The organism is Aurantimicrobium minutum (genome assembly GCF_002355535.1).
GTDB classification, from domain to species: domain Bacteria; phylum Actinomycetota; class Actinomycetes; order Actinomycetales; family Microbacteriaceae; genus Aurantimicrobium; species Aurantimicrobium minutum.
Genome location: NZ_AP017457.1, coordinates 941,288 through 958,050, shown reverse-complemented (window position 1 = coordinate 958,050; position 16,763 = coordinate 941,288). Strand labels below are relative to the sequence as shown.

Sequence of the window (16,763 nt, the reverse complement as noted above, 5' to 3'; positions counted from 1 at the left end):
TTTGTTGAAAGAGGATTCCATGGAATACACCGGAAGTACTGCGCTGATTACCGGAGCAAGTGCCGGCATCGGTGTTGCCTATGCGGATGGTTTCGCCGCTCGCGGAGCAAACCTTGTCCTGGTTGCGCGCCGAAAGGACCGTCTTGATGTCCTTGCAGCGCGTTTGCGTCAGCAATACTCGGTCAACGTGGAGGTCATTGCACTTGATCTCACCTCAGCAGGTGCCGTGGCCAAGCTGGAAAAAGAGATGGCCAAAAAGAAACTCACCGTTGATGTTCTGGTCAACAACGCAGGCTTTGGGCTCAATGGTTTCTTCGTTAACGAAGACAGGGCACTAACCCAGCAAGAAATCACGCTCAATATCGGTGTTCTTGTCGACCTCACCGCAGCTTTCTTGCCTGGAATGCTTGAGCGTGACCGCGGTGCTGTGGTCAACATTGCCAGCACGGCATCCTTCCAACCTGTGCCAGGCATGGCCGTCTATGGCGCCACGAAAGCATTTGTGCGCTCCTTCACCGAAGCTCTCTGGGGAGAGCTGGGAACCTCGAAGGTTCGCGTGCTGGCAGTCAGCCCCGGTGCAACCGAATCAGAATTCTTCATCGTTGCCGGCGGGAAGCCCTCGGGCAAAGCCGTTCCTGCAACAGATGTGGTGGAGAAAACTTTCTCGGCACTGGAGAAAAACACCCCCTCTGTTGTGGTCGGCGGAGCAAACGCTGTCGGTGCTGGTCTTGTGAAGTTTTTCCCCAAGAAAACGACCATCAGCCTGGTGGGCAAAATGTTCCTCCCGAAGGAGAAGTAATGCAGCACAATTTCCTCTACTCCGTCGAGCGTGAGTACACCCAGCCCATGTCCCGTATCTGGGAGGCATGGACCGACGCAGCCCAGCTTGAGGCGTGGTATCACCCGACAGAGCTGAAGAATGTTCCTGGTTCTTCAATCTCAGAGCCTGAAGTTGGTGGAATGTGGGCTATCGCTGTTGATGTTCCAGAGTATGGATTCCAGTCCTGTTTCTGGGGCACATACACTGCTGTCGAACCAGGCAAGCTCATCGAGCACACCATGTTTTACTCCCAAGACCTTGCAGAATTCGCAGCCAAAGATCTTTCAGGAGAATTTGCCAAGATTGTGGTCGATTTCGAGGAGCGCCCAACCGGAAGCTGGGTTCGCTTTACTCAGTATGGTGAGCTGCCAGAAGAACACATCCCCATGGCCAAGGCGGGGATGGAGAGTTACTTCCAGTCCTTAGCTGACTACCTGGCTTAGTTAGCCCAGCAGAGATTTCATCTGCTTATAAATCATGGCCGCTGCCTTCTCGGGCATGAGCCTGGTGAGCTTGTCCATGGTTTTGGCGTCAGAGCCAATGAAGACTTTGTAAGCATTCTTTTCAATAGCGCCAATGATGGTGTGTGCAGCCACCTCAACACTGGTTGTTTTGAACTTATTTGCCTCATGGGGATCCATGTTGGCAGGCATGGCCATACCTGAGTTCTGGGCAATATTGGTTGCAATGGCACCGGGGTAAATGGCAGTGACATGAACCTTTGTGTCCATGAGCTCAGAATGAAGACCTTCAGTCAGAAGTTTTACAGCAGCCTTGGTAGCCCCATATATTGTCTGACCAGGTACGGGGGCGTAACCACCCATGCTGGAGACATTGGCAATGTAACCCTCCGGGCGCTTGAGCAGTTCAGGCAGGAATGCCTTCACCGTGTTGATGGTGCCATAGAGGTTGACATTCATGACGCGTTCGATGGCGTCAAAGTCGAGGTCGTTTACTTTTACAAAGGGCTGAATAATGCCTGCCACGTTTACAAGGGCATCAACCTGGCCGTGCTTGCTAATTACTGTTTTCGGGAGTGCCATTACTTTGGCTCGGTCGGTGATGTTGAGAGTGTGCGTAGAAAGCTTGGCGCCTGCGCCGGCAAGCTTCTTTGTCTCTTTCAAACCTTCCGCGTTGAGGTCAACCGCGGCAACGGTTGCCCCTTTGGCGAGAAGCTGTAATACGAGCTCGCGTGCAATTCCGTTACCTCCACCGGTAACGACGAATACTTTTCCTGCAATGTCCATGAGTGAACTCTTTTCTGGATGAGGACAACCCATCCAACTTCAGTATCCTCCTGCTGGAGAGCTGGCGGATAGTGGATTCTGCCACTGAGCGGTCCTAAACTAAATCGTCACTTTCTCACTAAGGAACACCATGTTTTTACTCGAATTGAATTGGATTGCCATTCTGGTGGCTTTCGTTGCCGCATTTATTGCTGGAGCTATCTGGTTTGGTCCAAAGACGTTCTTCCCTGCGTGGTGGCGTGCCATGGGTAAAGATCCAAACAACATGGAAGTCACCGGCAACATGGCGGTCACCTTCGGTGCCACCGCCATAGCCGCATTCATCGAGGCAGTGACTGTTGCATCCGTGATTTATTTTGTGGCACAGTCAAACCCCAACTTTGGTTTTCTCGAGGGCGGTCTCGTCGGCCTTCTCCTTGGTCTAGGTTTAGCAGCAGCCTCGTCTCTGTCCCACCGTTTGTTCGCCGGTCAAGGCTTCAAGGTGTGGATTCTTGAGGTCGGCAGCGATGTTGTGAATCTCACAATTATGGGTCTCATTATTGGAGCCTGGCGATAATCTAGAAACACCCAAGGAACAGGAGTCATCATGGGTTTCACCGCATTTATGTCATCGACCTTCGGACGCTGGGCTCGGATTGTCGTCGGTCTCGTTCTCGCTATTGCTGCACTGACCTGGGGCCCCATTGGTGCTGTCTTCTTCTTTATTGGTATTTTCTTGATCTCCGCAGGAGCATCTGACACCTGCATGTTTGCACCGCTATTTGGCCGCGGATTCAACGGAAGTGAATCTCGTCGGTAAACAGGTTGCTCTAACTGTGCCTCCGGATGCTCCGGAGGCACAGTTCGTTAACTTCACCTTTGTCTTCTGTGTGACTAGCCTCGAAGGATGAACGAAAAAGTTACGGGACCCGCCTCCTATTTCCCCTCGATTGAGAAGAAGTATGGTCAACCGATCGATCATTGGATGAGTCAGCTTGATGCAGTAAAAGACAAAAAGCACATGGAGCAGGTCGATTACCTCAAGACCGAGCACGGCATGGGTCATGGCCACGCCAATGCTGTTGTTGCTGTGTATCGCGCCAACACTGGTTTGTCATGACAGCCGCTGAGGTTGACGCCTATATTCAGGCTCAACCTGAACCCCAACGCAGCACTTTGGAGCACCTACGCTCCCAGATTCTCGCTGTGATTCCTGAAGCAGAGCAGTGCATTTCCTATGCCATGCCTGGATTCCGGGTAAATGGCAGGGTTGTTGCCGGGTTTGCCTCCTACAACAAGCACATTGGGTACTACCCCCACTCGGGTCAGGTCTTCCGCATGATGATGGAAGATCTAAGTGGGTATGAGGTTTCCGAAAAAGGCGGGGGAGTGAAGTTTCCAATCGATCACGCAGTTCCTGATGCACTGATTGAAAAACTTATTGCCGTGCGAATGGCTCAAGCTTTCCCAGCTGGATAACAGCCGGCAGGAATACACTCGCACTATGACTGCTGAACAGCCCTATACGCTCGTGAAGCACTACGACGGGTTCGATGTGCGTCACTATCCCGACTACGTCCTCGTTCAAGTAGACGTCGTCGGCGATTTCATGCGTGCTGGGAATGTGGCCTTTGGCCCACTGGTGAGCTACATCTCAGGAAACAACATGGCGAACAAGAAGTTCGCCATGACTGCGCCTGTCATTCAAGAAACTACTGCCCAAGAAACACATACGGTTTCCTTCGTTCTTCCCGAAGGTGTCGATATTTCAGAGGTTCCTGTGCCTGCCAATGCGCGCGTGCGCACGACACACGTTCATGCTCACGATGCTGCGGTGATGAAATTTGGTGGTGGCTGGAATGCGACCCGTTTTCAGAACAATGGGGAACTCCTACTTGAGCGCGTAAAAGAAGCAGGCCTGATTCCCGAGGGAAATGTCTACTTTGCGCGCTTTGACCCACCCTGGAAACCTGGTTTTCTCAAGCGCAACGAGGTCTTGGTTGCCTTAGCGCCACGTGGCTAAGCCTGAGCGGCAGAAGCTATTGCGCCAGCCCGCTCACTGCTGAAACTGCGCTGACAAATGCTTCGGCTGCCATATTCAGCTCTTCTGCTGTGGTGTTATGGCTGAAGCTAAAGCGGATAGATGTTCTTGCAGTATCCGGATCAATCCCGCATGCCACCAGAACGTGAGAGGGCTCATCGCTTCCGGCAGCACATGCTGATCCACTCGAAACAATGACGCCGCGCTGTTCTAACTCCAACAACAAGGTCTCACCGTTGAGCCCGGCACACGTGAAACTGGCAATACCGGGGTGACGTTGTGTGGGGTTTCCTGTCAAAGAGGCCTGGGGGATAGTTCCCAGTACCTGTGCAATAAAGTCATCACGCAGTGTGCTCACTCGAGTGGCTTCTGCTGTGGGCTCGGGAAGTTGCTGCAGTGCTGTCGAGAGTGCTACCGCCCATGCAACGTTTTCTGTCCCAGAGCGGCGACCGAATTCTTGGCCGCCCCCGTGGAGCACAGGCTCCACGGCCAGGCGTCCACGAATATATGTCAGGCCTGAACCCTTGGGGGCGCCAAGCTTGTGACCAGAGATTGTCAGCGCATCCACTCCGCGAACAACAGCTCCAGATGCACCCACACGCAGATCACACCAGCCAGCCGCTTGGACTGCGTCCGTGTGCACAAGTGCGCCGACCGCATGTGCCGCGTCAATAATCTCGGGCAGAGGATGCAGGGTACCAATCTCGTTATTGGCCAGCATGAGGGTGACCAGAGTGGTGTGTGGTCGTAGCGCAGCGGTGAGCTCGGCGAGATCGATATTTCCTTGGCCATCAATCTCAAGCCACGTGATTTCGAAACCGTGAACCCGTTCCAAAAAACGCAGTGTTTCGAGAACTGCCTCATGTTCCGTTAGGGCAGAGATGATGTGTTTGCCTCGGGGATAGGCGAGGGCAAGACCGGTGATGGCGAGGTTGTCTCCCTCCGTTCCACCCGAGGTGAAAATAATGTCCGATGCTGGAACATCCAGCCAGGCGCCACAGGTGGCGCGGGCATTTTCAAGTGCCTGCTTGGCGCGCAACCCAAGTTCATGGGTGCTTGAGGAATTACCAAATTCTGAAGTCAAATATGGCCAAGCCGCCTCCAGCGCGGCAGGAACCACCGGGGTGGTTGCGGCATTATCGAGGTAAATCATGGGAGCTCTAGTTCTCGGGAGTATCGATGGTGACGTCAAGCCCGAGGTCGAGTGCGCGGGCGGAGTGGGTCAATGCTCCAACGGAAATGACATCCACACCGGTTTCGGCGATGGCGCGAACGGTGTCGAGGTTCACCCCGCCGCTTGCTTCAACCACCGCACGACCGGCGACCTGGGCGACGCCGGTCTTCAAATCTTCGAGGGAGAAGTTATCGAGCATGATGATGTCGACACCGCCGGCAATGACGGGTTCAATCTGGTCAAGGCGATCGACTTCAACCTCAAACTTCACTCCCTCGGGAAGTTCTTTCTTCACGCGCTGTAGTTCGGTGGTGAGATCCTTGCCTCCAGCAAGAAGCACCGCGAGGTGGTTGTCTTTGGCCATGAAAGCAGTGGAGAGGTTGAGGCGGTGGTTTGTTCCGCCACCGCACACCACAGCGTGGCGTTCAAATGCGCGCAGGGTTGGAGTTGTTTTACGAGTATCCAAGATGGTTGCCTGAGTTCCCTTGACGGCATCAACATAGACGGCCGTCAAGGTGGCAATGCCGCTCATGCGCTGGGTGAAGTTCAACCCAATACGTTCTGCGGTCAGAATTCCTCGTGCTGGGCCAGACACTCGGGCCAAAACATCCCCTGGCTCAAACCGATCCCCATCATGTTTGATGAGTTCGACCTGAATGCGAGGGTCTGTCAGGTCAAAAGCTGCCTGAAAAACCTCAGAACCAGAGAAGGTTCCCGCTTCGCGCGCCGAGAGCACTGCTGTGGCGGTGGCGTCTTCCGCGATAACCAACAGTGACGTGATGTCCCCAGTGGGGGCATCTTCCAGCAAAGCAGCTTTCACGACGGTGTCGATGGTCTCTTTGTCCAACATGGTTAAGCCTTTCGAACCAGCGTGATCGGGCGAGCTTTCGCCGGGTCAGTGTCGTGGAAATCCAGACGGTAGTGACCGCCGCGAGATTCTTCGCGAGAAAGCGCAGCTTCGGTCACCGTGCGAGCAAGCAGAAGCAGGTTGGCATCCTCCCAGTCAGGAAAAAGGCGGTGTGCGGGATCTGCTGGACGCCAAGAGTGAAGCTGTTCTAGTGCGCGGGTCAGATCTGTTCCAGTACGTGCCAGGCCAACGCTGTCCCACATCAATGTCTGTAACTCCACGCGGTCTACAACCTGTGCGGTTGAGGTGTGATTGGGCTCGAGAAGTTCGAGTTCTGCCAGCGGTTCTGTTGAAGCCCAGCGCACACTTGGTGCATCGGTGGGCCACGCTTCACCCAGGGCAGAAACTGCTCGGTGTGCGAAGACGATGCTCTCCAGTAGAGAGTTTGAAGCCAACCGGTTTGCACCGTGTGCTCCTGTGCAGGCCACCTCGCCCACAGCAAAGAGTCCTGGAATAGATGTGCGCCCATAAGTGTCGGTAGCGATACCACCCATCCAATAGTGAGCGGCTGGAGTTACCGGAATGGGGTCGCGACCCCAGTTCAAACCATAGGAACGACATGCTTTGGTAATGCTGGGGAAACGCTGCGCGAGGAATTCACTTCCCAATGCTGTTGCATCCAGCAACACAGGCTGCCCGCCCTGTTCGATCATGGTTTGTTGAATGCCGCGAGCAACAACATCACGCGGTGCCAACTCTGCAAGGGGGTGAATCTTCTGCATAAAGCGCTCGCCTTGGGCATCAATGAGCACAGCTCCTTCACCACGCACTGCTTCAGAAATGAGGAAGGAACCTGGCACGGCGAGCGCTGTGGGGTGGAATTGGTAAAACTCCACATCAGCCAACACAGCTCCGGCACGAAATGCTGCAGCGACACCATCTCCGGTGGTCACGGTCGGGTTGGTGGTGTGGCGGTAGAGCTGGCCTGCGCCACCACTGGCCAAGATGACAGCATCTGCGGCAATAAAGTGCATGCCGTCTGCATCGAGCACCTGAACGCCGCTGACGATGCCGTTATCGACCACTATCTCGGCTACAAAAGTGTATTCACGAATTTCTGTGGCACTCTTGCGCACCGTTTCAACCAGGGCATCACTTGTCACAGCTCCTGTGGCATCGCCGCCTGCATGCAAGATACGCGGATGTGAGTGGGCTGCTTCTAAGCCCATGGCAAAGTCTGTCCCACTACGGTCAAACTCAACACCAAAGTTCACGAGGTCATTGATACGACCCGGTCCTTCAGAACACAGGACTTCGACAGCTGGCTCCCAACACATACCCGCACCAGCAAACATGGTGTCTGCCATGTGTTCTGCCACGGTGTCTTCTGTTGACACCACCGCAGCGATACCCCCTTGGGCATAGTGTGTGTTGCTTTCGGCCAGGTTTGCCTTGGTCACGAGGACAACCTCGTGTTGTCGGCTCGCCTGAGCAGCAGCGATCAGTCCTGCGACGCCGCTTCCGATAACAACTACTTTGGACATGGATTAGTTGGCTGGCTTGGCAGCCAACATCCTCTCCAAAGCAACACGAGCAGGCTCAGCCACACTCTCATCAACAGTGATTTGGTTCACAACCTCGCCGGCAACCAGACGCTCCAGCACCCAGGCGAGATAGCCGGGGTGGATGCGGTACATCGTGGAGCAGGGGCACACGACGGGGTCAAGGCAGAAGATGGTGTGCTCAGGGTGCTGGGCCGCCAGACGCTGCACCATGTTGATCTCGGTACCGATTGCAAAGGTGGTCGGTTCTGTGGCCGCTTCGACGGCCTTACGGATGTAATCGGTGGAACCGTATTCATCCGAGGCGTCGACGACAGCCATTGGGCTTTCAGGGTGAACAATGACCCGCACGCCAGGGTGTTCGGCACGGGCTTTCTCAATCTGCTCCACTGTGAAGCGTTTGTGCACGGAGCAGAAACCGTTCCATAGGATCACTTTGGCGTCGTGGAGTTCTTGTTCTGTGTTGCCACCGAGAGGCTTGCGACCCCACCACAACGGCATTTGCTCAACAGAGATACCCATTGCCTTGGCTGTGTTACGGCCGAGGTGTTGGTCGGGGAAGAACAGTACGCGCTGTCCTCGTTCGAATGCCCATTCCAACACTGTTGCTGCATTGGAGGAAGTGCAGACAATGCCACCGTGTTCACCACAGAAACCCTTGAGCGCTGCAGAGGAATTCATGTAAGTCACAGGAATAACTGGAACCCGGCCATTCTCATCTGGTTCAGTGCCATAGAGTTCCTCGAGCTGTTCCCAGCACTGAGTCACAGAGTCAATATCTGCCATATCCGCCATCGAACAACCCGCTGCCAGGTTGGGCAGGATCACCTTTTGGTTATCTCCCGAGAGGATGTCTGCGGTTTCTGCCATGAAGTGAACGCCACAGAACACAATGGCTTCTGCCTCGGGGCGTCCTTTGGCGGCAACGGCGAGCTGGAAAGAGTCGCCGAGGTAGTCGGCGTGCTGCACGATTTCATCGCGCTGATAGAAGTGGCCAAGAACAACAACTTTGTCACCGAGGGTTTCTTTGGCAGCGCGGATGCGTGCATGGAGTTCCTCGTTGCTTGCGCTCTTGTATTCCTCAGGCAGACCACCTTGAACGGGGGAGCCCGTCGGGATGACATCCCCCATGGATGCGCCTGGACCGTATCCAGGCGCACCTTTATCAAACTCCCAGGGGCCCTTGGCCAATGACGGAGAGCACGTGGTGTCCTCACTCTTGCCTGCGGCAATGAGTTGAATGCGGTCGTTGACCGAGGCGGTCGGGGTCATGAGTGTTCTCCTCGGGTGAATGCCAGAGTGCGGGATGCCTCAAGCTGTGAGAGTGGACCGTTGTCCGATAAATCAATAGAGGTGTTGTAGCGATAGAGCTGGGGAGGGCGGTGTGGTGTACCGGCGAGGCGCTCGCCGGTTGGCACCACAGTTCCACTGGCTTCGACCATGCGGCGGAAGTTGCCAGGATCTACAGGCTTGCGCAAAACCACTTCATAGACTTCACGCAGCTGGGCCAGGGTGAATGTTTCACCTAAGAAGCCGTGTGCAATACGTGAGTATTCCAATTTGGTGCGCAAGCGCCACAGGGCGTATTCGACGATGAGATTGTGATCAAAAGCGAGTTCGGGCAGGTCGTCAGCAGTGAACCACTGGACGTTCTCGCTCTGTATTGCGCGATCTGCTTCGTCGCCGGCCACGAGTGCCCAATAGACAATCGAGACGACACGGTCATCGGGGGAGCGGTCGAGCTGGCCGAAGGCGTAGAGCTGTTCAAGATAGCGCGGCTCCAGTGCTGTCGTTTCCAACAGGGTGCGTGAGGCTGCCTGGGACAAGTCCTCATCCAAGTTCAATGGTCCGCCAGGCAGAGCCCATTGACCCTGGTAGGGCTCCCGAATACGCCTGACCAGTGGAAGAACTAACTCCGGTGTTCCCGAGCTGTGCGGGCGCAGCGCAAAGATCACCGTCGAAACGGCGAGGGCGACCTGGCTTTGCTCGGTTGACATAGCTCCAACTTTGTAAGAGTCAGGATGACTCTAAGTAAAACCATCTTAGTGTCATTCTGACTCAAACGCGATGCATCATCTCCTACCTTCAACCCTGACTTGAAGCATCTTTGCCCAAACGGAAGTTTTCGCTCGGCTCGGTGGGAACAAAAAGGTAATACCGCCGTAGACTTGGCATAACAACTGAATATCGAGGTCAATCGATCATTGCGGGAGAGTTCACCCTCGAGGTGAACACCGAAGGAGCAATCCTCCCCGACAATCTCTCAGGTACGCGTACCGCAGTGAACGGGCCACTCTGAAAAGAAGATGGTGGAACAACCATCTCGCCCACGGTGAAAACTGCCCTAGGTAGTGAAGCTCTCAGGCACAAATGACAGAGGGGGAGTTCCATACGAAGGTTTCTAACCGATCGGAGAACTCAATGTCTGATACACCTCGATACTCACCTCTGCACGCGGTGCATGAGTCACTCGGCGCAAGCTTCACTGACTTTGCAGGCTTCATGATGCCTGTTCGTTATGACAGTGACCTCGCCGAGCACCACGCGGTGCGCACTGCTGCAGGTATCTTCGATATCTCCCACATGGCAGAAATCTCCATTACTGGCCCTGATGCAGGTGCGTTCTTGGATTACGCACTCGCCGGCAAACTGTCAGCTTTGAACATTGGTCAGGCCAAGTACTCGCTGCTTCTCAACGAAGCAGGAGGCATCATTGACGACCTCGTGATCTATCGCTTGGGGGAGACCCACTGGTTGGTTGTGGCCAATGCAGGCAACCGTTTCCCCGCCGTGGAAGCACTCAACCACCGCACTACCGGTTTTGACGTCAACGTCAAAGATGAAAGCGACGCCACCGCACTCATCGCAGTGCAAGGACCCAATGCCCTGGACATTCTCCAGCACACGGTTGGCCTTGAGCTTTCTGCTGAAGCGCACGATCGCCCCGAGAACACCCTAGAAACACTCAAGTACTACTGGTCTTTGCCCGCGGTATTCCTGGGCAACCCGGTACTGATCGGACGCACCGGATACACCGGCGAAGACGGTTTCGAACTCTATATCGATGTTCAGCACGCCGCCGCATTGTGGAATGCATTGATGGTTGCTGGCGAAAGCCGTGGCCTCGTTCCTACTGGTCTTGCGTGCCGCGACACTCTCCGTCTGGAAGCAGGTATGCCTCTCTACGGCCACGAGCTCAACCTCACCACCGCTCCAGTCCAAGCTGGCTTGGGCAAGGTCGTTGCCCTCTCTAAAGAAGGCGACTTTGTTGGCCGTGCCGCAGCAGAAAAGGGTGTCGCCGCTGACGCACCCGTGCTGGTGGGTCTGGTTGGTGAAGGCAAGCGTGCTGCGCGAGCAGACTACGAGGTCTATTCCGGCGAAAACAAAGTCGGCGTGATTACCTCAGGTGCTCTTTCACCCACCCTGGAATACCCCATCGCCATGGCTTTTGTTGACCCCTCTGTCTCCGAGATTGGCAACGTCATCGATGTGGATATCCGCGGCACTCGTCTTCCCTATACCGTTACCGCTTTACCGTTTTACAGCAGAAAGAAGAACTAATCATGGCTAACCCCTCACACCTCAAATACACCGAAGAGCACGAGTGGCTCGAAATTAACGGTGACAGTGCCACCGTTGGCATCACCGCGTATGCGGCTGAGAAGCTCGGCGATGTTGTTTATGTTGAACTTCCCAAGGTTGGTTCCTCCATCAACGCCGGAACTGTAGTTGGAGAGATCGAGTCCACCAAGAGTGTTGGCGAACTTTACGCTCCTGCATCAGGAACAGTCGTCGAGGTTAACGACGCTGTCGTTGCAAGCCCAGAATTGGTCAACGAAGACCCATTCGGTGCTGGTTGGTTGATCAAGATCAGCATCACAGACATGCCTGCACTGCTTGAGGCTGACGCCTACACCGCGCTTACCGGCGAATAATTCGTCGCTACCTTTTGGTAGCCCCCGCACCACTCTCAAATAGCCCTGCCCTTTTCACGCAAGGAACATACATGTCGAACGCGTTCGTCAACCGCCACATCGGAACAGATTCTTCTGCTCAAGCACACATGCTTAAGCAGTTGGGATATGACAGCATTGAGCAGCTCATTGAGGCTGCTATCCCTGAGTCCATTCACGTGGACCAGTTCCGTGCTGCGGGTTCTTCACTACTTCCAGAACCTGCCACCGAACGTGAAGCACTGGCTGAACTGCGTGAGTTTGCGTCGAAGAACACTGTTCGTCGCTCACTCATTGGTCAGGGCTACTACGACACCATTACTCCTGCTGTGATCAAGCGCAACGTTCTGGAGAACCCCAGCTGGTACACCGCGTACACCCCGTACCAGCCAGAAATCTCGCAGGGTCGTTTGGAAGCCATCATCAACTTCCAGACCATGGTCACTGACCTCACTGGCCTGTCCACCGCGAACGGTTCCATGCTGGATGAGTCGACTTCTGCTGTAGAAGCCATGCTGCTGGCACGTCGCTCCTCCAAGGTTGAATCCAACGTGTTTGTTGTTGACACTGATGTCTTGCCACAAACCAAGAGCCTGATTGCTGGTCGTGTTGGTGCTGTTGATATCGAGGTCGTGGAACTGGATCTCGCCTCCGGCGCACAGCTGCCAGAGGCATTTGGTGTGCTCATTCAATACCCTGGAGCCTCGGGTCGTATTTGGGACCCCAGTGATGTCATCGCCAAGGCTAAGGAAGCCGGTGCTGTCACCATCGTTGCAGCAGACCTGCTTGCCCTAACTCTCATTGCATCCCCAGCAGAATTGGGTGCTGACGTTGCGGTGGGATCCTCACAGCGCTTTGGTGTTCCCCTGGGCTTTGGTGGTCCACACGCCGGCTACCTCGCTGTGCGTGAAGGTCTTGAGCGCAGCATGCCAGGTCGTCTCGTCGGCGTCTCAGTGGACGCTAACGGTGAGCCTGCCTACCGTTTGACTCTTCAAGCTCGTGAGCAGCACATCCGTCGCGATAAGGCAACGTCGAACATTTGTACTGCACAGGTTTTGCTTGCTGTGATGGCTGGAATGTATGCCGTGTACCACGGCCCAGAAGGTCTCAAGGAAATTGCAACTCAGGTGCACGAGCGTGCAACCGCTTTGGCAGCGATTCTTCGCGCCGGCGGTGTCCAGGTCGCCCACGACCACTTCTTTGACACTCTCACCGTGTCAGTTCCTGGCAAGGCACAGGCCATCTTTGATGCTGCCAAGCAGGGTGGTTTCTTACTCAACCTCGTTGATGCAGACACTCTCTCCATTTCGGTGGATGAAACCACCACCCCAGGTGAGGTGGAAGCTGTCGCTGGATTCTTCGGCGCCAACGCTGCCTACCAGGCTGTTGCCGCTGCTGTTCCTGCCAAGCTGGTTCGCACCTCGAGCTACCTCGAGCACCCAGTGTTCAACACGCACCGCAGCGAAACCAGCATGATGCGCTACCTCAAGCGTCTTGCGGACTTCGACTACGCCCTCGATCGCGGCATGATTCCTCTGGGATCGTGCACAATGAAGCTCAACTCGGCTACCGAAATGGAAGCAGTGACCTGGCCTGAGTTTGGCGGATTGCACCCCTTTGCTCCTGCCGATGATGTTGCTGGATATGTTGAGATGATTGCTCAGCTGGAGAAGTGGCTCATTGACCTCACCGGGTACAACACCATCTCTCTCCAGCCCAACGCTGGAAGCCAGGGAGAGCTTGCCGGGTTGCTTGCTATTCGCGGATACCATCTGGCTAATGGGGACATTCAGCGCACCATCTGTTTGATTCCTTCCAGTGCACACGGAACCAACGCGGCATCCGCAGTTCTTGCAGGCATGAGCGTGGTTGTTGTTGCTTGTGACGAGGTTGGAAACGTTGACCTCGATGATCTGCGGGCAAAGATCGCCGAGCACGGTGACAAGCTTGCTGCTCTGATGATTACCTACCCTTCCACTCACGGTGTCTACGAGCACGCTGTGCCCGACATCACTGCAGCTGTTCACGCAGCTGGTGGCCAGGTTTATGTTGATGGTGCAAACCTCAACGCGATGACCGGTTTTGCTCGCTTTGGTGACTTTGGTGGTGATGTCTCTCACCTGAACCTGCACAAGACCTTCTGTATTCCTCACGGTGGTGGTGGCCCCGGTGTTGGACCAGTTGCAGCCAAGGCACACCTTGCTCCCTATCTGCCCAGCCACTTTGCTATCCAAAACCCACACCACGTGCTCGTTGAAGATGGCAAGGTCACCACGGTTACACACGATGGTGTTCAGATCTCGGCAGCTCCCTATGGTTCACCGAGCATCTTGCCTATCTCGTGGGCATATGTGCGCATGATGGGTGAAGAGGGCATCCGCCAAGCCACAGCGTCTGCTGTGTTGGCTGCAAACTACATCTCTCAGCGTTTGGCGCCGTATTTCGCCACTCTCTACACCGGAGAAAACGGCCTGGTTGCCCACGAGTGCATTCTGGATATCCGTCCTCTGACCGCGGAGACTGGTGTGACCGTGGATGACGTGGCCAAGCGATTGGTGGACTTTGGCTTCCACGCTCCCACCATGAGCTTCCCTGTTGCGGGAACTCTCATGATTGAGCCCACCGAATCTGAGGACCTCGAAGAGATCGAGCGTTTCATCAACGCCATGATCACCATTAAGGCAGAGGCAGATGCTGTTCTTGCAGGCGAGTGGCCAGCTGATGACAACCCTTTGCACAACGCGCCTCACACTGCAGCGTCGATTGCTGGTGAGTGGAACCACCCTTACTCACGAGAGAAGGCTGCCTACCCCTTTGCAGAGGGTCTGGATGCCGCTACTCTCACGATGCGCATCAGAAGTAAGTACTGGGCACCAGTTCGTCGTGTTGATAACGCATACGGTGACCGTAACCTCGTGTGTTCATGCCCACCGCCTGAGGCATTCGAAAACTAAGGTTGAGCTCCTCGAAAGAGGGGCTCAATTCTTTATGTGCGCCTGTCGAAATTAACGATATATCGCTATATGCTGGGAATGTTCTACCAATATGGTGACGCCAAGCCTCAAAGTAGGGGTTTAGGACTTTGAGGCTTTCCGCCGCCATTAGTACGTCTCACTAATGGAAGGTTCCACCCCAATGAATAATCTGTCCGAACTGTTGACTGATACCCAGTTCAACATTGTTTTCAACATGCTCTCGCTGGGTATTGCCAGCATGTTGTTCACTACGTTCTTCCTGGTATTAGCCAGAGATCGTGTGCTCCCGCGTTATCGTCTCGCAGTCCTCATCTCTGCAACCGTGACAGGCATTGCCGCCTATCACTACTTCAGAATGTTCGACTCGTTCAACCACGCATTCTCATCACTCGATGGAGCAATGAACAATGCAGCTGTCTACAACGTGGGTTACCGCTACGTTGACTGGCTGCTGACCGTTCCGTTGCTTCTGATGGAAATTGTTGCCGTCCTTGCACTGACCAGACAGCTCCAGAGCTCGCTGCTCAAGCGCCTGGTGCCTGCGGCAGCACTGATGATTGTTCTGGGATATCCCGGAGACGCCAAGCTTGACATCTGGGGTATTGCTCCATCTGTCTGGGGTCTACTCTCCACCATCCCCTTCCTCTACATCCTGTATGTGCTCTTCATCGAGCTCAGCAAGAGCCTGGTTCGCCAGTCTGCAGGAGTACAGAAGAAGATCAAGCAGCTTCGTCTCTTGCTGATCGCAACCTGGGGCGTTTACCCCATCGCCTTCATCTTCGCGATGAACAGCGATGGCTTCGTAGCTGACCAGTTTGTTGCTCGCGAAGTTGGATACACCATCGCCGACATTCTGGCGAAGTGTTTGTTCGGTCTGCTCATCTTCTCGATTGCTCGCATGAAGTCCGCTGAGGACGATGCAGAGTTCGCCAAGACTGAGTTCCGCGACTAAGCACCACAGAAGAAAAGGCAGGTCCCCTATTGGGGGCCTGCCTTTTCTCTTATGCTCAAGACATGACAAAGAATGCTCTGATTGTGGTTGATGTCCAACGTGGGTTTGATGACCCCCGCAACGGTCCTAGAAATAACCCCAAGTGCGAAGAAAACGTTCGCGCACTATTGGACAAGTGGCGAAACTCTGGTCAACCTGTCGTTCTGGTGCGCCATGACTCCATCAAGCCAGGATCACCCTTGGCGCCTGGCCAAGCTGGCAATGACCTCAAGCCTGGTATTGATGGCCCACATGACCTCTTTGTCACCAAAAGCGTGAACTCTGCCTTCTATGGAACACCTGATTTGGATTCGTGGCTGAAGAAAGAACACATCAATGCCATAACCGTCTGCGGAATTATGACGAATTTCTGCTGCGAAACCACCGCACGTATGGGTGGCAACCTTGGTTATGACGTTACTTTTGTGTTGGATGCCACTCATACTTTCGACAAGAAGGACATCGAAGGCAACATTATTCCCGCTGAGGAGGTTGCGCGAATGACGGCAGCAAACCTGCATGGTGAATTTGCCATCGTGAAGTCAACTGCGGAGGTCTTGGCAGGCTAGATGAGAATTGCCTTGTCGATGATGCGCATGATCAAGTCAATCCAAGCTAAGGGGTTGACCTTCTCTGGAGCGATGTCGTCAACGACACGTCCGACAGTGTAGGCCTGAACAAAAACTGCTGCTGCGCGGGCGTCAACTTCGGTTGACATCCAGCCCTTGTTTTGAGCTTCCACAAATAGGTCCGTAAAAGCGTCCGTGAGACGTTGTTGTTCTATGCCCAGGGCGTCGTGAAACCGAGGGCTGCTGTAGGTCAAACCTGCGGCACGGGCACGCTCAAGACGGAAACGGAAACGTGACTGGTCTTGGTCAAAATCATTAACTTTCCGCAAAGCGGCAAGTAGTTCATCGCGTGAACCTGCGGTGGCGAGGATGGAAGCAAGATGGTCAATAGTGGCATCCACGTTCTTACTGAACCGAGAGATGAGTGCAGCTTCGAGAAGATCTTCGAAGTCCTCAAAGTGGTGATACAACGATCCCTTGGAAACACCACTTGCACTTAGTACCTGGTCTGCAGTGATGTGTTCAGGATCTGAACCATCCAACAACTCAGCCATGGTCTCAATGAGACGGTCGCGAGTGGGGTGGGAGGTTTTAGCCATAGTTAA

19 protein-coding genes and 2 riboswitches are annotated in these 16,763 nt (G+C 54.6%); of the genes, 12 read left to right on the top strand and 7 right to left on the bottom strand.

Annotated features, from left to right (window positions below; genetic code table 11):
- The first annotated feature begins 19 nt into the window (after nt 1-19).
- Together AUMI_RS04700 and AUMI_RS04695 are read left to right on the top strand one after the other, a co-directional pair.
- Nucleotides 20-799: an SDR family NAD(P)-dependent oxidoreductase gene (locus AUMI_RS04700; protein WP_096381878.1), complete on the top strand. Its 780-nt coding sequence runs from the start codon at nt 20-22 to the stop codon at nt 797-799.
- Complete coding sequence (locus tag AUMI_RS04695; RefSeq protein WP_096381876.1) at nt 799-1,263, top strand: SRPBCC family protein; 465 nt, start codon at nt 799-801, stop codon at nt 1,261-1,263. The genes AUMI_RS04700 and AUMI_RS04695 overlap by 1 nt, the downstream gene beginning before the upstream one ends.
- Here the strand turns inward: AUMI_RS04695 and AUMI_RS04690 are convergent, their stop codons facing one another.
- Nucleotides 1,264-2,067 (bottom strand): SDR family NAD(P)-dependent oxidoreductase, encoded by an 804-nt coding sequence (locus AUMI_RS04690; RefSeq protein ID WP_096383470.1) that lies wholly within the window; start codon nt 2,065-2,067, stop codon nt 1,264-1,266.
- Between the two features lie 130 nt (nt 2,068-2,197).
- On the opposite strand from AUMI_RS04690, the gene AUMI_RS04685 reads away from it, so the two are divergent.
- From AUMI_RS04685 to AUMI_RS04665, 5 genes are all read left to right on the top strand, one after another.
- Nucleotides 2,198-2,623 (top strand): DUF1761 domain-containing protein, encoded by a 426-nt coding sequence (locus tag AUMI_RS04685; RefSeq protein ID WP_096381873.1) that lies wholly within the window; start codon nt 2,198-2,200, stop codon nt 2,621-2,623.
- Between the two features lie 30 nt (nt 2,624-2,653).
- Nucleotides 2,654-2,866 (top strand): YgaP-like transmembrane domain, encoded by a 213-nt coding sequence (locus AUMI_RS04680; protein WP_096381871.1) that lies wholly within the window; start codon nt 2,654-2,656, stop codon nt 2,864-2,866.
- Between the two features lie 87 nt (nt 2,867-2,953).
- Nucleotides 2,954-3,166 (top strand): DUF4287 domain-containing protein, encoded by a 213-nt coding sequence (locus AUMI_RS04675; RefSeq protein WP_096381868.1) that lies wholly within the window; start codon nt 2,954-2,956, stop codon nt 3,164-3,166.
- Nucleotides 3,163-3,525, top strand: coding sequence for an iron chaperone (locus AUMI_RS04670; RefSeq protein ID WP_096381865.1), 363 nt, complete (start codon nt 3,163-3,165; stop codon nt 3,523-3,525). Before AUMI_RS04675 ends, AUMI_RS04670 begins: the two co-directional genes overlap by 4 nt.
- A 25-nt stretch (nt 3,526-3,550) precedes the next feature.
- Entirely contained in the window at nt 3,551-4,069 is a 519-nt protein-coding gene (locus tag AUMI_RS04665) for an SOUL family heme-binding protein (RefSeq protein ID WP_096381863.1), read from the top strand.
- A gap of 16 nt (nt 4,070-4,085) precedes the next feature.
- Here the strand turns inward: AUMI_RS04665 and AUMI_RS04660 are convergent, their stop codons facing one another.
- Genes AUMI_RS04660 through AUMI_RS04640 form a run of 5 tightly spaced genes read right to left on the bottom strand, consistent with a single transcriptional unit; the run spans nt 4,086 to nt 9,667 of the window.
- Nucleotides 4,086-5,240: a cysteine desulfurase family protein gene (locus AUMI_RS04660; RefSeq protein WP_096381861.1), complete on the bottom strand. Its 1,155-nt coding sequence runs from the start codon at nt 5,238-5,240 to the stop codon at nt 4,086-4,088.
- A gap of 7 nt (nt 5,241-5,247) precedes the next feature.
- The gene (nadC, locus tag AUMI_RS04655) at nt 5,248-6,111 is read right to left on the bottom strand and encodes a carboxylating nicotinate-nucleotide diphosphorylase (protein ID WP_096381859.1); all 864 of its coding nucleotides are present in this window, start codon (nt 6,109-6,111) and stop codon (nt 5,248-5,250) included.
- 2 nt (nt 6,112-6,113) lie between these two features.
- Nucleotides 6,114-7,652, bottom strand: a complete 1,539-nt coding sequence (gene nadB, locus AUMI_RS04650) for an L-aspartate oxidase (RefSeq protein WP_096381856.1) — start codon at nt 7,650-7,652, stop codon at nt 6,114-6,116.
- Between the two features lie 3 nt (nt 7,653-7,655).
- Complete coding sequence (gene nadA / locus AUMI_RS04645; protein WP_096381854.1) at nt 7,656-8,942, bottom strand: quinolinate synthase NadA; 1,287 nt, start codon at nt 8,940-8,942, stop codon at nt 7,656-7,658.
- Nucleotides 8,939-9,667, bottom strand: coding sequence for an NUDIX hydrolase (locus AUMI_RS04640; protein ID WP_096381851.1), 729 nt, complete (start codon nt 9,665-9,667; stop codon nt 8,939-8,941). Before AUMI_RS04640 ends, nadA begins: the two co-directional genes overlap by 4 nt.
- A gap of 200 nt (nt 9,668-9,867) precedes the next feature.
- Nucleotides 9,868-9,959, top strand: a riboswitch (glycine riboswitch).
- A 1-nt stretch (nt 9,960) separates the two neighbouring features.
- Nucleotides 9,961-10,054, top strand: a riboswitch (glycine riboswitch).
- A gap of 37 nt (nt 10,055-10,091) precedes the next feature.
- Here AUMI_RS04640 and gcvT point away from each other — a divergent pair.
- The 5 genes from gcvT to AUMI_RS04615 all read left to right on the top strand — a co-directional run bounded on the left by gcvT (nt 10,092) and on the right by AUMI_RS04615 (nt 16,158).
- The gene (gene gcvT / locus AUMI_RS04635) at nt 10,092-11,231 is read left to right on the top strand and encodes a glycine cleavage system aminomethyltransferase GcvT (RefSeq protein WP_096381849.1); all 1,140 of its coding nucleotides are present in this window, start codon (nt 10,092-10,094) and stop codon (nt 11,229-11,231) included.
- Between the two features lie 2 nt (nt 11,232-11,233).
- Complete coding sequence (gcvH, locus tag AUMI_RS04630; RefSeq protein ID WP_096381846.1) at nt 11,234-11,605, top strand: glycine cleavage system protein GcvH; 372 nt, start codon at nt 11,234-11,236, stop codon at nt 11,603-11,605.
- 71 nt (nt 11,606-11,676) lie between these two features.
- Nucleotides 11,677-14,577: an aminomethyl-transferring glycine dehydrogenase gene (gcvP, locus tag AUMI_RS04625; RefSeq protein ID WP_096381844.1), complete on the top strand. Its 2,901-nt coding sequence runs from the start codon at nt 11,677-11,679 to the stop codon at nt 14,575-14,577.
- Between the two features lie 181 nt (nt 14,578-14,758).
- Nucleotides 14,759-15,550: a bacteriorhodopsin-like gene (locus AUMI_RS04620; protein WP_096383469.1), complete on the top strand. Its 792-nt coding sequence runs from the start codon at nt 14,759-14,761 to the stop codon at nt 15,548-15,550.
- A 62-nt stretch (nt 15,551-15,612) separates the two neighbouring features.
- A complete protein-coding gene (locus AUMI_RS04615; RefSeq protein WP_096381841.1) occupies nt 15,613-16,158 on the top strand; it encodes a cysteine hydrolase family protein in 546 nt (181 codons plus the stop codon).
- Here the strand turns inward: AUMI_RS04615 and AUMI_RS04610 are convergent.
- Nucleotides 16,155-16,757: a TetR/AcrR family transcriptional regulator gene (locus tag AUMI_RS04610; protein WP_096381840.1), complete on the bottom strand. Its 603-nt coding sequence runs from the start codon at nt 16,755-16,757 to the stop codon at nt 16,155-16,157. The two genes, AUMI_RS04615 and AUMI_RS04610, sit on opposite strands and share 4 nt — an antisense overlap.
- Nucleotides 16,758-16,763 lie beyond the last annotated feature (6 nt).

Excerpts from the sequence above, each read along its gene's own strand:
- AUMI_RS04700 (WP_096381878.1), top strand. The coding sequence starts at position 20 with ATGGAATACACCGGAAGTACTGCGCTGATTACCGGAGCAAGTGCCGGC.
- AUMI_RS04695 (WP_096381876.1), top strand. The coding sequence starts at position 799 with ATGCAGCACAATTTCCTCTACTCCGTCGAGCGTGAGTACACCCAGCCC.
- AUMI_RS04690 (WP_096383470.1), bottom strand. The coding sequence starts at position 2,067 with ATGGACATTGCAGGAAAAGTATTCGTCGTTACCGGTGGAGGTAACGGA.
- AUMI_RS04685 (WP_096381873.1), top strand. The coding sequence starts at position 2,198 with ATGTTTTTACTCGAATTGAATTGGATTGCCATTCTGGTGGCTTTCGTT.
- AUMI_RS04680 (WP_096381871.1), top strand. The coding sequence starts at position 2,654 with ATGGGTTTCACCGCATTTATGTCATCGACCTTCGGACGCTGGGCTCGG.
- AUMI_RS04675 (WP_096381868.1), top strand. The coding sequence starts at position 2,954 with ATGAACGAAAAAGTTACGGGACCCGCCTCCTATTTCCCCTCGATTGAG.
- AUMI_RS04670 (WP_096381865.1), top strand. The coding sequence starts at position 3,163 with ATGACAGCCGCTGAGGTTGACGCCTATATTCAGGCTCAACCTGAACCC.
- AUMI_RS04665 (WP_096381863.1), top strand. The coding sequence starts at position 3,551 with ATGACTGCTGAACAGCCCTATACGCTCGTGAAGCACTACGACGGGTTC.
- AUMI_RS04660 (WP_096381861.1), bottom strand. The coding sequence starts at position 5,240 with ATGATTTACCTCGATAATGCCGCAACCACCCCGGTGGTTCCTGCCGCG.
- nadC (WP_096381859.1), bottom strand. The coding sequence starts at position 6,111 with ATGTTGGACAAAGAGACCATCGACACCGTCGTGAAAGCTGCTTTGCTG.
- nadB (WP_096381856.1), bottom strand. The coding sequence starts at position 7,652 with ATGTCCAAAGTAGTTGTTATCGGAAGCGGCGTCGCAGGACTGATCGCT.
- nadA (WP_096381854.1), bottom strand. The coding sequence starts at position 8,942 with ATGACCCCGACCGCCTCGGTCAACGACCGCATTCAACTCATTGCCGCA.
- AUMI_RS04640 (WP_096381851.1), bottom strand. The coding sequence starts at position 9,667 with ATGTCAACCGAGCAAAGCCAGGTCGCCCTCGCCGTTTCGACGGTGATC.
- gcvT (WP_096381849.1), top strand. The coding sequence starts at position 10,092 with ATGTCTGATACACCTCGATACTCACCTCTGCACGCGGTGCATGAGTCA.
- gcvH (WP_096381846.1), top strand. The coding sequence starts at position 11,234 with ATGGCTAACCCCTCACACCTCAAATACACCGAAGAGCACGAGTGGCTC.
- gcvP (WP_096381844.1), top strand. The coding sequence starts at position 11,677 with ATGTCGAACGCGTTCGTCAACCGCCACATCGGAACAGATTCTTCTGCT.
- AUMI_RS04620 (WP_096383469.1), top strand. The coding sequence starts at position 14,759 with ATGAATAATCTGTCCGAACTGTTGACTGATACCCAGTTCAACATTGTT.
- AUMI_RS04615 (WP_096381841.1), top strand. The coding sequence starts at position 15,613 with ATGACAAAGAATGCTCTGATTGTGGTTGATGTCCAACGTGGGTTTGAT.
- AUMI_RS04610 (WP_096381840.1), bottom strand. The coding sequence starts at position 16,757 with ATGGCTAAAACCTCCCACCCCACTCGCGACCGTCTCATTGAGACCATG.